The 13,431-nt window shown below is 73.5% G+C and carries 11 protein-coding genes and 1 riboswitch; of the genes, 3 read left to right on the forward strand and 8 right to left on the reverse strand.

The window, feature by feature from the left end; all coding sequences use genetic code 11:
* Window positions 1-368 precede the first annotated feature (368 nt).
* The gene (locus tag ABXS69_RS01640; RefSeq protein WP_366180881.1) at window positions 369-1,202 is read right to left on the reverse strand and encodes an alpha/beta hydrolase; all 834 of its coding nucleotides are present in this window, start codon (window positions 1,200-1,202) and stop codon (window positions 369-371) included.
* Window positions 1,203-1,384: 182 nt separating this feature from the next.
* Window positions 1,385-1,466: riboswitch (SAM riboswitch) on the forward strand.
* On the opposite strand from ABXS69_RS01640, the gene ABXS69_RS01645 reads away from it, so the two are divergent.
* Complete coding sequence (locus tag ABXS69_RS01645; protein ID WP_366180882.1) at window positions 1,460-2,524, forward strand: methylenetetrahydrofolate reductase; 1,065 nt, start codon at window positions 1,460-1,462, stop codon at window positions 2,522-2,524. Its footprint overlaps the riboswitch before it by 7 nt.
* Window positions 2,525-2,549: 25 nt before the next feature.
* Window positions 2,550-4,931 carry a 5-methyltetrahydropteroyltriglutamate--homocysteine S-methyltransferase gene (gene metE / locus ABXS69_RS01650; RefSeq protein WP_366180883.1) on the forward strand — a complete coding sequence of 794 codons (2,382 nt, stop codon included), beginning with the start codon at window positions 2,550-2,552 and terminating at the stop codon, window positions 4,929-4,931.
* Between the two features lie 21 nt (window positions 4,932-4,952).
* On the opposite strand, the gene ABXS69_RS01655 is transcribed toward metE, so the two are convergent.
* Window positions 4,953-5,888, reverse strand: a complete 936-nt coding sequence (locus tag ABXS69_RS01655; RefSeq protein ID WP_366180884.1) for a copper homeostasis protein CutC — start codon at window positions 5,886-5,888, stop codon at window positions 4,953-4,955.
* Window positions 5,889-6,011: 123 nt separating this feature from the next.
* Window positions 6,012-6,896, reverse strand: coding sequence for a cation diffusion facilitator family transporter (locus ABXS69_RS01660; RefSeq protein ID WP_366181500.1), 885 nt, complete (start codon window positions 6,894-6,896; stop codon window positions 6,012-6,014).
* Window positions 6,897-7,141: 245 nt separating this feature from the next.
* On the opposite strand from ABXS69_RS01660, the gene ABXS69_RS01665 reads away from it, so the two are divergent.
* Window positions 7,142-7,984, forward strand: a complete 843-nt coding sequence (locus ABXS69_RS01665; RefSeq protein WP_366181501.1) for a trimeric intracellular cation channel family protein — start codon at window positions 7,142-7,144, stop codon at window positions 7,982-7,984.
* Window positions 7,985-8,034: 50 nt separating this feature from the next.
* Here the strand turns inward: ABXS69_RS01665 and ABXS69_RS01670 are convergent, their stop codons facing one another.
* The 5 genes from ABXS69_RS01670 to ABXS69_RS01690 form a co-directional block, all read right to left on the reverse strand.
* Window positions 8,035-8,349: a YtxH domain-containing protein gene (locus ABXS69_RS01670; RefSeq protein ID WP_366180885.1), complete on the reverse strand. Its 315-nt coding sequence runs from the start codon at window positions 8,347-8,349 to the stop codon at window positions 8,035-8,037.
* A gap of 175 nt (window positions 8,350-8,524) precedes the next feature.
* Window positions 8,525-9,661, reverse strand: a complete 1,137-nt coding sequence (locus ABXS69_RS01675; RefSeq protein ID WP_366180886.1) for a phosphatase domain-containing protein — start codon at window positions 9,659-9,661, stop codon at window positions 8,525-8,527.
* Between the two features lie 38 nt (window positions 9,662-9,699).
* A complete protein-coding gene (locus tag ABXS69_RS01680; RefSeq protein ID WP_366180887.1) occupies window positions 9,700-10,953 on the reverse strand; it encodes a glycosyltransferase 87 family protein in 1,254 nt (417 codons plus the stop codon).
* Window positions 10,937-12,208, reverse strand: a complete 1,272-nt coding sequence (locus ABXS69_RS01685; protein ID WP_366180888.1) for an MFS transporter — start codon at window positions 12,206-12,208, stop codon at window positions 10,937-10,939. The genes ABXS69_RS01680 and ABXS69_RS01685 overlap by 17 nt, the downstream gene beginning before the upstream one ends.
* Before the next feature lie 54 nt (window positions 12,209-12,262).
* Complete coding sequence (locus ABXS69_RS01690; RefSeq protein ID WP_366180889.1) at window positions 12,263-13,279, reverse strand: hypothetical protein; 1,017 nt, start codon at window positions 13,277-13,279, stop codon at window positions 12,263-12,265.
* Window positions 13,280-13,431: the final 152 nt, after the last annotated feature.

The following is a 13,431-nucleotide window of genomic DNA, read 5'->3' on the forward strand; positions in this document are numbered from 1 at the left end:
ACGGTTTCTGTGAGGTGAGACGGTTTGTGCGGGGTGAGACGGTATCCCGGGGATGAGACGGTTTGTGCGGGGTCGGGCCCGGCTTGCGCTCGCCCGTTCGCCGGGGGCCGCGCGCCGCAGCGGCCGGTTAGGGGTGCGTTAGGCCTCAAACGGGTCGTTCCCCTGATCAGCGGCAACCCCAGCCCCACAGTGGACGTGACTCCCGCCCCCGGATCACTCGATAGACAGGGGCAAGACATCATGCCGACCACCGCCGGCCCAGCCACCAGCACCCCTTCGGCCGACAACCACCAACAAGGTAACGGGCGTTGATGATGGCCTCGAAGAGGCCGGGGCCCGTGCTGGGGCGGCGCGGGCGTCGTGGGGGACTAGCGCAGGCGCAGGGCCATCCAGTCCACGGCGGCGCGAGCGAGCTCGGCATCGGCCTCCTCGCCCGAGGAGTGGATCCGCACCATGCGCGAGCCATCGGGCAGGAGCGGGAAGCCCTTGGCGGCCTCGTCGGCGGCGTCGGAGGACTCCTCGACCTGCGCGCCGTGGACCATGAGGATCGGCCAGGGCAGGCCCTCCATGACGCCGTCGGGGCGCTGCATCGACACGTCCGCCAGGGTCTCCTTGGTCAGGACGTCCCAGGCGCGGTCATTGGGGTTGTCGTCCGGCAGGCGGGTCATGCCGTGCCTGGCGAGCTCGTCGAGCTGGCTGGGGGAGAAGACCTCCTCCCACAGGATCGACTGCGGGCCGACGATCGCGCCAACGGCCACCACCGTGCGCACCTGCTCCGGCCTGGCGATGAGCGCCGCAGTGGCCCCCAGGCCGTGCCCGTGGATCCCCTGGCGCGCGTAGCCCAGGTGGGCGAGCCACCCGCACACCGCCTGGAGATCGGCGACCTCGCCGGCCAGGGTGATGACGTCGTCGTCGGAGGCTCCCAGGCCCGAGAAGTCGAACTGGAGGGTCGCCAGGCCGGCCTCCCTGTACGCGGTGACCATCCGGTCAAGGCCGCATCCGGGCCCGTGGCGGTCGGCGAGGAAGTCATGGGCGAGGATGACGATGGCCTCGGGGCGCTCGGGCATCGCTCCGCCGGCGCCCACCACCCGTCGTCCGTCGTCAGGGTCGAGGCCGGGGACGCCAGCGGGTAGTGCGAACTCTACCGCGAGGCCGATGCCCCGGGCGGTGTCGATACGCGCCTCGATGCGCTGATGAGCCATGAGCACCAAGGTAAGGCAGCGCCGTCGCCCCGGCCATCCCCCCGCAGGGGGAGATCAGCCGATTGCGCTCGAAGCGTGACTGCCGCCGCGGCGCGGCGCGTGCGGGTGCCCACGGCGTGACGCCGTGTCTCAGAAAACGGACCCGGGGGGCAGGGACCCGCTGGGCTCTGGCACTATGGGGATACCCATCCAGAGCGATCGAGAGACCTGGCTCAATGACGTCGCAGCAACCCCTGAGGGTGCTTCCGCCAGGACCGATGGAGAAGACATGTCGACCACCCCAGACGATTCGGCGCCTGTCCCGCACGGGGCGCCCACGCTCTCCCTCGAGCCTCTTCCCTCCCCGCGCCGGCGCCGCCTCCTCCCAGACCTGGGGCGCCCTGGACCGGCTGCTGGCCACCGCCCCGGACTTCGTCTCCGTCACCTACCGGCCGGCCTTCGTCCTGGGAACCCGTCCCGCCGAGCCCACCGTGCGGGTCGTCCGCGAGCACAACCCCGCCGAGGACGTCGTCACCCACGTGCTGGCTCGCTCCCGCACCCCGCTCATGGCGCACCTGACCTGCATCGGCTATCGCAAGCGCGACGTCGTGGAGATCGTCCGCCTCTTCCTGGCCCTGGGCGTGCGCCGCTTCCTGGCCCTGCGCGGCGACCCTCCCCGCGGGCACGACGCCGACGAGCTGCCCGGCGAGCTCGCCCACGCCGAGGACCTCGTGCGCGTCATCCGGGAGGTCGAGGCCGAGTACTTCGACGACGGCGAGCGCCACATCACGATCGCCGTCGCCGCTTACCCGGCGGTGCTCGACCACGGGCGCGGCGTCGAGATCCTCGCCGCCAAGCAGGCCGCCGGCGCGGACCTGGCCATCACCCAGGTCTTCTACGATCCCGAGGACTACCTCTCGCTCGCCCGCGCCGCCACCTACTGCGGTGTCTCCATGCCCCTGCTGCCCGGCATCCTGCCGATGACCGACCTCGCCCGGCTCTCCCGCCTGGCCGCCCTCACCGGCGTGCCCATCCCCGCGGGGCTCGCCGCCAGCCTCGGGCCCGCCCGGGGGGCCCAGGCCGTCACGCGGGGCATCGACGCCACCCTCAGGCTGGCCACCGAGGTCCTCGACGGTGGTGCCCCCGGGATCCACCTCTACACCTTCAACCGCACCCGCCCCGCCCTCGACGTCGTCAGCCAGCTGCGGCTGGGCGGCATCCTCGGCGGAGAGCGCGTCTCGGCCTCCATGCAGCGCGACGTGCGCCGCGCCTACCTCAACGCCACGCCCGGCGGTGATCGTCGAATGCCCGAGCCGGCTCACGCCGGTTCCGCGCTCCCCTGACCCCCCCACGACGAAAGCGACGACCATGACCACGCCGACCACGCCCGCCCCCCTGCCCGCCGCCACCATCCTCGGCTACCCGCGCATCGGGCCCGACCGCGAGCTCAAGCGGGCCGTCGAGTCCTACTGGAAGGGAGCCGCCAGCGCCGATGATCTGCGCGCCGCCGCCGTGGGGCTGCGCCGCGCTACCCGTGAGCGCCTGCGCGGCCTGGGGCTGGCGGGGCCGGCCGCCGTCCCCGCCGACTTCGCCTACTACGACCAGGTCCTCCAGGTCACGAGCGCCCTGGGCGCCGTGCCCTCCCGCTTCGCCCACCTGCGCGGCGGCGCCGGGCAAGGGCACCCCGGCCTGGGCCTCGAGGGTCATTTCACGGTGGCGCGCGGCCAGGGCGACCTCGCGGCGCAGGAGATGACGAAGTGGATGGACTCGAACTACCACTACCTCGTCCCCGAGATCGACGAGTCCACCCCCCTCGACTACGTCCCCGGATTCGGCGCCATCGACCCCACCGATGGGCCCGCCGCCCAGGTCCTGGAGGCCCTCGCCGCGGGCGAGCCGGATCCCCGGCCGGTCATCGTCGGCCCGGTCACCTACCTGCTCGCCTCCAAGCCCGCCGACGGCGCGGCCCCCGGATTCCGGCCGATCGACCGCCTGGACGACCTCCTGGGCGCCTATGGCCACCTCCTGGCCGACCTGTGGGCCGCCGGGGCCCAGTGGGTCCAGATCGACGAGCCCGCCCTCGTCGCCGACACCTGGGGCGTGCCCCGCGAGGAGGTCCTGGCCGCCGTCCACCGGGCCTTCACCTGGCTCACCGCCATCGTCGAGCGCCCCCAGGTCCTCGTTACCGGCGCCTACGGCTCGCTCGGCGACGCCCTTCCCGTGCTGGGCTCCACCGGCGTCGAGGCCGTGGGCCTCGACCTCGTGGCCGGGGCGCTGCCCCCGGCCGACGACCTGGCGTCCCTGGGTGGCAAGAGCGTCGTCGCCGGGGTGGTCTCCGGGCGCAATATCTGGCGCGCGGACCTCGATGCCGCTCTGACCGTCCTCGAGCGTCTGCGTGACTCCCTGCCCGCGGGCACGCCCCTCACCGTGGCCACATCCACATCCCTGCAGCACGTCCCGCACGACGTCGAGCGCGAGGCCCGCCTCGACCCGGCCATCCGCTCCTGGCTGGCCTTCGCTGACCAGAAGGTGGGGGAGGTTCTCACCCTCGCGCGCGGTCTGGCCGAGGGCAGGGGCGCCATCGCCGACGAGCTCGCCCGTGACGCGAGCCTGCGCGCCCAGAGGGCCGCCCACCCCGGGGTGCGGCGCGCCGATGTGCGCGACGCCGTCGGCGCCATCACCCCCGCCGACCGGGCGCGCCCGCCCTACGCCGAGCGCAAGCCGCTCCAGGACGCCCGCCTGGGCCTGCCGCTCCTGCCCACCACGACCATCGGCTCCTTCCCCCAGACCCCGGAGATCCGCGCCGCCCGCGCCGCCCACCGCAGGGGCGAGCTCGACGCCGCGGGCTACGGGGCCCAGATGAGGGCTGAGATCGAGCGAGTGGTGCGCCTCCAGGAGGAGATCGGTCTTGACGTGCTCGTCCACGGCGAGGCCGAGCGCAATGACATGGTCCAGTACTTCGCCGAGCTGCTCGACGGCTTCGCCACCACCGAGCACGGCTGGGTGCAGTCCTACGGCTCGCGCTGCACCCGGCCCTCGATCCTGTGGGGCGACGTCGTCCGGCCCGCCCCGATGACGGTCGCCTGGTCCGCCTACGCCCAGTCGCTCACCGACAAGCCCCTCAAGGGGATGCTCACCGGGCCCGTGACGATTATGGCCTGGTCCTTCGTCCGCGACGACCTGCCACGCGCCGAGGTGGCCGACCAGCTGGGGCTGGCCCTGCGCGCCGAGGTGGCTGACCTGGAGGCCGCGGGCATCGGCGTCATCCAGGTCGACGAGCCGGCCATCCGTGAGACCCTGCCGCTGCGCCGCGCCGATCAGCCCGCCTACCTGGAGTGGTCCGTCGGCTCCTTCCGCCTGGCGACCGGTGGGGCGGCGAGCGACACCCAGATCCACACCCACCTGTGCTACTCGGAGTTCGACGTGGTTATCGACGCCGTCGACCACTTGGACGCCGACGTCACCTCTATCGAGGCCTCCCGCTCCAGGATGGACATCCTCCCGGCCGTCGCCGAGCACGGCTTCGCCCGCCAGCTCGGCCCGGGCGTGTGGGACATCCACTCCCCGCGCGTGCCCAGCACCGATGAGTGCGCCGAGCTCATCGGCCGCGCGGTCGGCGCCCTGGGCGCCGGGAGCGTCTGGGTCAACCCCGACTGCGGGCTCAAGACCCGCGGTTACGAGGAGACCACCAGCTCGTTGGGGCACCTCGTGGCCGCCGCGGCGCGCGTGCGGGGCGGCCTGGAGGGCTGAGCGCCGGGCGGTCCGGGCCTCTCAGCCCTCTGAGCGGCCCGGACCGCCCGGGACCGGGAGGGCGCGAGCCACCTCGACGATCTCGCGCACCTGCTCCTCGTCGGTGTTCTGGGGCATGTGCGGGGGCAGGTCCGGGAAGGAGCAGCGCAGGTGGAGCTCCCTGGCGCCCGTGGCCGCGATGACCTCGGCGGCGTTGCTGGAGCGCACCATGCCGGTGGCGATGACCGTCGGCCCCTCCTCGGCCACCATCGCGGCGATCGTCCGCGCCCCGTCGAGGGCGGTGTCCGCCGCGCCGCTGGTGAGCACGTAGTCGACGCCGAGCCGGCCCAGGTCGCGGTAGGCCTCCAGGGGGTCGCGGCTGGCGTCGATGGCCCGGTGGTAGGTCAGGGTGGCGCCGTCGGCGAGGTCCTTGAGGAGGCGGATGAGGCCGCGGTCGACGGTGCCGTCGTCCGTCAGGCCGCCGACGACGATCCCCAGGTCCACGGCCGGTGGCAGCGGCTGGCCCGGGTTGGAGGTGGGGACGGGCCGGGTGTACTCGCTCATCTCCCGCGCCAGGGCGGCGATCCTGCGCACGTCTGAGATCATCGCGCGCCTGCCGTCGCCGTCGTAGACGAAGCTGCCTCCCCGGGGGCGGATCATGACGCGCAGGCCGAAGGGGGTGCCGTCCTTGGAGGAGGCCCAGTGCGCGCCGATGCGCTGGCGCTTGGCCTCGACCTCCTCGGCGGCGGCCAGGATGGCGGCCTCGACGGCGCCGATCGAGGGAGTGGTGCCGCCGACGGTGACGTTGTCGCACAACTCGGCGCGATCCGCTCCCGCGCGGACCGCGCGCCGCACGCCGGCCACGTTCTCCAGGCAGATCTCGACCCCGATATGGTCGAGGTCGCGCCAGGGGGCGCTGTGCGGCGCGGTGTGATGGCGCAGGGACGGAGCGGTCGCGGACAGAACTGATGGGTTCATGGCACGAGTGTGGCACGCGGTGCCCCATCTCGCGATCGAATGCGACGCCGGAGCGTGTCCGGCCTCGTGCCGCGCCGGTGCGATCCTCGGCGTCGAGGGCCTCCCCGGGCGCGCCCGGGGAGGTCAGACGTCGTTGAGGTCCTCGTAGCTCTCCGGATCGCCGATCGGCTCGAGGTGGGCGGAGACCCGCAGGCCCGGATCAGAGCGGACGAGGTCGTCGATGAGGTCCTCGGCGTAGTCGTGCCCCTGCTTGACCGTCCAGGCGTCGGGCACGAGCACGTGGAGATCCATGAAACGGCGGTTGCCCGCCTCGCGGATGCGCATGGCGTGGAAGTCGATGCGGCCGGGCTCGCGGCGGGCTCCCAGCACCTCCTCCACCCGGGCGATCGCCTCGGCGGCGGGGGCGGCGTCCATGAGCCCGCCCACCGACTCGTTGATGAGCTTGAAGCCCGTCCACATGATGTTGAGGCCCGCCCCCAGGGCCACGAGGGCGTCGAGCACCGGCGAGCCGGTGAGCGCCACGGCCCCCACGCCGATGAGCACGGCCGCGGAGGTGATGACATCGGTGGCCAGGTGCTTGGCGTCGGCGATGAGGGCGGCCGAGCGCTCGGCGCGCCCCGCCCGGTACAGGACCCAGGCGGCCCCGCCGTTGATGACCGAGGCGGTCACGGAGACCACCAGGCCCAGTCCCAGCCTCTCGGGCAGGACCGGGTGGACGATCCGCTCGGCCGCCGTGACGATGATGAGGGCCGCCGCGACGAAGATCATGACGCCCTCGACCACAGCCGAGAAGTACTCCGCCTTGGAGTGGCCGAACTGGTGGTCCTCGTCCGCCGGGCGGATCGAGACCTTGAGGACCCACAGGGCCACCACCGCCGCCACTAGGTTGACGAGCGACTCCGCCGCGTCCGAGAGGAGCCCGGCCGAGCCGGTCACCCACGCCGCCCACGACTTCAGGGAGATAGTGGCCAGGGCCGCCCCGATGGACAGCCACGCGTACGTGGACAGGTCCTGGGGCGGGGCGTAGCGCGAGCCCGTGGTCGAGCGCGCCGGCGGCGACGGCCGGGAGGGCTGAGAGGGCGGAGAGGTCTGTGACGGCACGCGCCCGATCCTCCCCCCGGGCCGGTCGTGCCCGCCAGCGGCGGTTTCGGCGAGCCTGAGGAAGCAGCCGCCGGGGCGCCCCGGACGCGCGCGGGCATTCGCCGCCGCGCATCCTCTATCGTGTGGCCGTGCTGTCAGCGGTCTGCCTCCCCATCGCGCTTCATCCCGCGCAGATCACGGCTCTTGGCGCCCTGCCCGTCACCTTCCGCGCCATCGACCTGTCCGGCGTGCTGCTCAACGGGATCCTGGGGGCGCTCATCGCCCGCCGCAAGAACTTCGACCTCGTGGGCTTCGTGGTCCTGGCGATCCTCACAGCGACCGCCGGCGGCATCCTGCGCGACGTCATGATCCAGAACGGCCCGCCCTTCGCACTGACGGACCCCTACTACCTCTACGCCGCCTGCGCCGGCGCGATGATCGCCTGGCTCGTCCCCTTCACCTCACGTCCGGCTCGCCGCTTCCTCGTGGTGGCCGACGCCGTCGTCCTGGGGGTGTGGGCGGCCACGGGCGCCACCAAGGCCCTGGCGAACGGACTGGGAGTCATGCCGGCGCTGCTCCTGGGCTGCCTGACGGCGGTGGGCGGCTCCATGATCCGCGACGTGTCCGTGGGTGAGACGCCAGCGGTCTTCGGCGGCAACAAGCTCTACGCGATCCCGGCGCTCCTGGCGGCGCTCACCGATGTGGTGATGGTGCGCGTCGGTTTCCACGAGAGCTGGGGCATTCTCGTGGCCACGCTCGTGGGGGCGGGCATGTGCCTGCTCGCCTACTGGCGCTCTTGGCAGCTGCCCGTGGTGGGGGACCGCGAGATGCGGCGGCGCGCCCGGGGGGAGAGGCCTCCGAGGTGGGCGCTCCCGAGCGGCTCGGCGATCGGATGGCGCCGCGGGCTCATGGGCCTGCGCGTCAGGGGCGATGGCGCCCGGCGGGCGAGCGCGGGCGACGGCGGGTCCTCCGGGCGGCGGCGCGGCCGCGAGCCCCTCGCCCCCGAGGACCTCTAGGGGCCGGGGCCCTCACCGGGGCCGCGCGGAGAAGGGGGCGCCGCGCGGCGCTACTCGATGGGGCGGATCGTGGCGTCGTCGACGGCGACCGCGGCCGGCTCCGAGCCCCTCGCCGGGGCCGAGGAGGCGGGGGCGCCGAAGAGGCGCTCCTTGACGGCGTCGGCGACCTTGTCGGTGACGGCCTCGCCCTGCTGGCGCACGGCCTGCGCGACTCTCGCCTGGGCGGCGTCGACCCGGGCGCGGACGAAGGGCTGCTCGGCGACGCCCCGGGCGGTCGCCTTGATGCGCTCGTACTGGGCGCGGCCCGCCCGGGTGCCCAGGACGTACCCGGCGCCGAGGCCGAGGACGAAGGGGAGCTTGCTCATGCGTGCCTCCTAGATAGGCGCGGCGGGCGCGTCATGCCCGGACCGCGGCGCCCAGCCTAGCGGTCCGCCGACGCCGGGGCGAGGTGCGCAGGCCTCGTCCTCCCGCGTGGTCGGATCCGGGTGCCGATCATGGTCGGTGATGCTCGATGAGCCCCACCGTCGGCTGGGGATCCCCTCATCCTCCGGCTCCCCCGCCGCCGATCGCGGTGGGCAGCCGGGAGGCCAGCTCGAAGCCATTGGCTCCCGTGACCACCGGGACATCCGCCTCCGCGAGCGTCTTGGCCGCCGGCCCGATGCCCATGGGATGAGCGGTGATGCCCCCGGCGAGCACCTGCTCGGTGGCGCTGAGCCGGCGAATCGCCACCGCGGCCACGCGATCCGCGTGCTCACGGGCCACCTCGCCGTAGATGAGGGGGTCGTGCTGGCCGTCATCGCCCACGAGCAGCCAGCGCACCTGGGGAAGATCGATCATGAGGCGGCGCAGCTCGGTGCGCTTGTGCTCGATGCCACTGCGGAACCATCCGGTGTTCGTCGGTCCCCAGTCGGTCATGAGCGCGGGGCCCTCCGGGAAGCCGTGGCGGGCGAAGAAGGCGCGCAGCGTCGGCATGACGTTCCACGCGCCCGTGGACACGTAGAACACGGGCGCCCCCCCATGGGCCTGCTGAACGCGCCGGTACAGCCGGGCCATCCCGGGAACCGGCTCGCGCGCCGAGGAGTACTTCACCAGCTGGTTCCACGCGGCCACGAGGATGCGCGGAACGTGCGAGATCATCGCCGTGTCATCGATGTCGGAGATGATCCCCAGGGTCGGCTCCGGGCCCACCACGAGCACGCGCGCGCTGGATCGTCCCGCTCCGGAGGCGTCGATCACCGCGTCATGCCAGCCCGGGCCCAGTCCGTGCCCGCGCACGACGACGTCGACGTACCCCTCGCGATCCGCCCGCGTGCGGATCCGGGCGCGGCCCACCGTGATCGTCACCGGGAGGAAGGGCACCGGCGCGTCGATGAACAGGCGCCACCCGCGCTGCGCATCCGCCAGGGAGATGCGGGCGTTGTCGATCACCTCCGCCGCCGAGGACGGGCGCCTCTCCGGCAGGGAGCGGAACAACGGGCCCTCGGTGGGGGCGTCCACGGGCCGTAGCACCATCCGAGCCAGCACGCGCGCCATATCGGCGCCATCGGGCTGGTCAGCGCTGGTTCCGTAGCCGTCATAGGCGACGACGCGCGGGCGCCAGCCGCGTCGCTTGAGCACAGGGATGACGTCGCGGTGGAACTGGTCCACCACGGCGCGGGCGATATCGAAGAGCGGCACCCCGCCGATTCTACGGGCGCCGCCACCCCGGCGCGCGCTCACGCACCGAGAGTCGTGGGCGCCCCGACGGCGCCGCCGTCGGGGCGCGCGCCGAGCGGGGCGCGGACCCACAGCGCGGCCCCGGCGGCGAGCGCCCACAGCGTGTAGGAGGAGCCCAATGGTCCCGCCCACCACGGCCAGTCCTGCTCCACGTGGTTCTGCTCGGGGAACCACCAATGCATGGCCAGGGCGAAGACGAGCCCGCCGGACGCCGTCGCCGTCATGAGGGCGGGCGAGCACCAGCGCCAGGAGGCGGCGCCGAGTCCGATGAGCAGTGGCAGGCACCATACCCAGTGGTGCGACCAGCTGATGGGGGAGACGAGCAGCCCGCAGGTCATCACCACGTCGGTCTGGAGCAGCAGGATGAGGCCGTCCGAGGCGGAGGCGCCCCGTCCCAGGGCCCTGGCCAGGAGTGCTGCGCCGATCACCGCCAGGAGCGCGAGCCCCGCCCATGCCGGGCCCCACGCCCCCTCCGGCAGGGCTCGGGCCACGAGCCCGCGCAGGCTCTGATTGCCCGAGTAGTCGGGGAGCCCCGCGCGCGAGGGGTCGAGCATCGCCTGGCCGAAGAATCGCGCCGACTCCCGGGGTGAGGCCACCCACGCCGCCGCCGCCCGCCACTCGCGGCGTACGAGGAAGACGAGGATCGCGATCGCCGGGGTGAGCTTGATGGCCGCGGCCACGGCGCTGCCCACCCCGCGCCAGCGCGAGCCGGCGGGCACCACGAGCAGGTCGAGCGCGACGAGCATCATGAGGATCGCGTTGATCTGCCCGTACTCCATGGTCTTGTCCAGCGGCTCGGCCACCAGGCAGCCCACCAGCGCGAGCCACGCCCCGCCGGCGCGGGCCGCCCTCCCGCGCGCTCCCAGGCAACGCAGGCTGGCCCAGCCGGTGAGAGCCGCCGCCCAGGGCGTCAGCGCTGTGAGCAGGATCTGCGCGGCGCGATCAGTGATGAGCAGCAGGGGCGTGAAGACCCACGCCGCGAAGGGCGGGTAGGTGAAGGGCCATGTCCTCTGCCCGGGGTTCGCGTACCAGTCGTAGAGGGAGCCGCCGGCGCGCCACTGAGCCATGGCGTGGTAGTAGATCCACGCGTCGAGCTTGAAGGAGGGCGCCAGGTCGTCCCACAGCTGGTGGACGGGGATGAGCAGCAGGCCCACGCAGCCCAGGATGAGGAGGGCGGGTGAGCTCAGGGCGGCCTCCAGCGCGCGCTCGCGCGCGGTCCCGCGTGTCGGGGCGCCGTCAGGGGCTGATGTCATGCGGGCTTTCCAAATCGGTTCTCGCCTTGGCTGATCGCAGTGCTGGCAGTCCGACGATGGTAGCGAGGACTCCCGTCCAGGCGAAGCCCGCCACGAGAAGATACCCGCCATAAGAGTCTGTGCGGTCGACCGCGTAGCCCGCCACGAGGGAGCCTAGGGAGACTCCCATGTTGAGCGCGGTGCCGATCCAGGCCAGGCCCTCGGTCAGCTGTGAGGGGGCCACCGTCACCTGGACGATGTTGTTGCCGATCGTCACCGTGGGGGCGATCGCCATGCCGGTGAGCGCCATGACGACGGCGATCGACACCAGGTCCGGCATCGTCGGCAGGGCGGAGCACCCGACGGCCAGCCCGGTGACACCGGCCAGGAGCTGCTTCCACAGCGGCCACCCCCAGGCGCACGCCCCGAAGGCGAGCGCCGCACTGAGAGAGCCCACCGACCAGGCGGCGAGCACGACGCCGGCCGCGGAGGGGTGCCCGAGCTCCTTGGCCACGGCGACGGCGGCGACGTCGTTCGCCCCGAACAGCCCGCCTGTGAGCATGAACACGGCGATCACCGCGAGGACCGCCCCGTGCCGCAGCACCGGGGTCCGGGAGGCGCCCGCGCCCGACGGGGCGCCCCCGCGGTCCTTGCCCCGCCCGCGCCGGGAGCGGGGGTGCGCCGGGGGCTCCGTGGCCCTCTGGGACAGCAACCAGGCCCCACCGCCGGTCTGCAGCAGGGCGCAGGCGACGACGCCCGAGGCGGTGGGCAGCGCCGGCGCGGTGCTCAGAGCGGTGGCCAGCGGCGGGCCGATGACGAAGGCGACCTCATCGAGCGCCGCCTCGAGGGAGAAGGCCGCGTGGACGTCCTGCGGGGTGGACAGCACGACGGTCCACCGCGAGCGGGCCAGTGAGCCCATCGACCCGGTGAAGGCGCCCGCCACCGCCGCCAGGGCGAGGACCGCGGGCAGTGGGGCCCGCGTCGACAGGCAGACGATGAGCGCCGCCAGCGCGCTGGCGGAGACCGCCAGCGCCGGGCGCATGACGGCGGCCTGGCCCCGGGCGTCGACCTGGCGGGCTAGGACCGGTGAGCCGATCGCCGAGGCGACGACGAAGGCAGCGCTGACCGCGCCGGCCGCCGAGTATGAGCCGTAAACCGCCTGGACGGTGAGGATGAGGGAGATCCCCAGCATCGACATGGGGAACCGGGCGATGAGCGCGGCGCTGGAGAAGCGCAGGGCACCGGGCTGGCGCAGGATTCGGCGGTAGGACGGCATGCGTGGATGGTAGGCGCGGGCGCGACGCGCGGGCCCCGACGGCGCCGCGCGGGCTCAGCTCTTCGAGGTGCTCTGGACGCTCTCGCGCGAGAGCGTGAAGCCCTTGCCGGTCACCTGGCTCCAGCAGGAGATCCCTGACTCCGAGGAGGTGCAGGCGTAGTCGCCGTGCTTCGCCGAGGCGCCGTAGTTGAGCGTGACGCCCCCGCCGGAGAAGGAGGTCACGCACTTGCCGGTGGCCCCGCCGTCGCCGACGGTGGCCTCGTAGGGAGAGGACGTGCAACTGCCCTGGGAGAAGGAGTGCTCATTGATGGTGCAGGTCGCGCCCGAGTCGGTCAGGGTGCAGGAGATATTGCCCGACGGCGCCGTGAAGGCTCCGAGTTCGGCGGCGTCCGGCGGCGCCGGGAAGGCCTTCTTACCCGTCGGGCTCGCCGAGGGGCTCGCCGAGGGGCTGGCCGAGGGGGTCGGCGCCGCGCCGTCCTGGGCGGGGGCCGAAGCCGCCGGCTGGTCCGCGCGCGCCCGGCTGGCCTTGGTGGCGTCGTCGTCCTCGGCGAGGACCCAGACGACGATCCCGCCGGCGAGGACCAGGACCACCAGGGCCAGGAACCACAGGACCAGGTTGGAGCGCTGATGGCTCTCCTTCTTCGGCGCTACGGGCTCGCCGGCTCCGGGAAGGAACGGCCGCTGGTCGTGGCCTTGCGCGTAGGGCTGCTGGCCCGCCGCGTACGCGCCCGGATGGTAGGCGGGCTGGAACGCCTGGGGGCCGGCCTGCTGCGCGGCCCACGTGGGGCCCACCGGCTGTGCCGACGCGCCCTGGGCCGCGGGTGGGGCCGCGATCGCGGCGGGATCGATCGGGCTGATGGGGCTGGTCGCGTTGGGGCGGGACGCCAGAGCGGCGTCGACGGCGGCGTCCCCCAGGGATCCCAGCCAGTTCAGCAGGTCCGGGTAGGTGTTCGGATTGCGCGCGACGTACGGGCGCAGCCCCGGGTAGTTCTGAGCGAGCTCGTGCAGCTCCGCCCAGGGGGTCGTGGGGTCCTGAGCGCGTGCGATGAGCTCGTCCTGAGCCTGAGACATGACGGTCCTTCAGCGGCGATCGGGGGGCCGGGACGCGCCGGGGAGGCGGGGGTCCCGGGGTGCCGGGGGGTACTTGCGGCAGCGAGCCTACCTGAGGTACTCCTGATGGCCATAGGGAGGCGGAAGGAACGGTATGGTCAGCCCCAGTGCGG

The organism is Actinomyces timonensis (assembly GCF_040702965.1).
Taxonomy (GTDB): Bacteria; Actinomycetota; Actinomycetes; order Actinomycetales; family Actinomycetaceae; genus Actinomyces; species Actinomyces timonensis_A.

What these genes read in the sequence shown, in the direction of transcription:
- ABXS69_RS01640 (WP_366180881.1), bottom strand. Translation starts at nt 1,202, where the DNA reads ATGGCTCATCAGCGCATCGAGGCGCGTATCGACACCGCCCGGGGCATC.
- ABXS69_RS01645 (WP_366180882.1), top strand. Translation starts at nt 1,460, where the DNA reads ATGGAGAAGACATGTCGACCACCCCAGACGATTCGGCGCCTGTCCCGC.
- metE (WP_366180883.1), top strand. Translation starts at nt 2,550, where the DNA reads ATGACCACGCCGACCACGCCCGCCCCCCTGCCCGCCGCCACCATCCTC.
- ABXS69_RS01655 (WP_366180884.1), bottom strand. Translation starts at nt 5,888, where the DNA reads ATGAACCCATCAGTTCTGTCCGCGACCGCTCCGTCCCTGCGCCATCAC.
- ABXS69_RS01670 (WP_366180885.1), bottom strand. Translation starts at nt 8,349, where the DNA reads ATGAGCAAGCTCCCCTTCGTCCTCGGCCTCGGCGCCGGGTACGTCCTG.
- ABXS69_RS01680 (WP_366180887.1), bottom strand. Translation starts at nt 10,953, where the DNA reads ATGACATCAGCCCCTGACGGCGCCCCGACACGCGGGACCGCGCGCGAG.
- ABXS69_RS01685 (WP_366180888.1), bottom strand. Translation starts at nt 12,208, where the DNA reads ATGCCGTCCTACCGCCGAATCCTGCGCCAGCCCGGTGCCCTGCGCTTC.
- ABXS69_RS01690 (WP_366180889.1), bottom strand. Translation starts at nt 13,279, where the DNA reads ATGTCTCAGGCTCAGGACGAGCTCATCGCACGCGCTCAGGACCCCACG.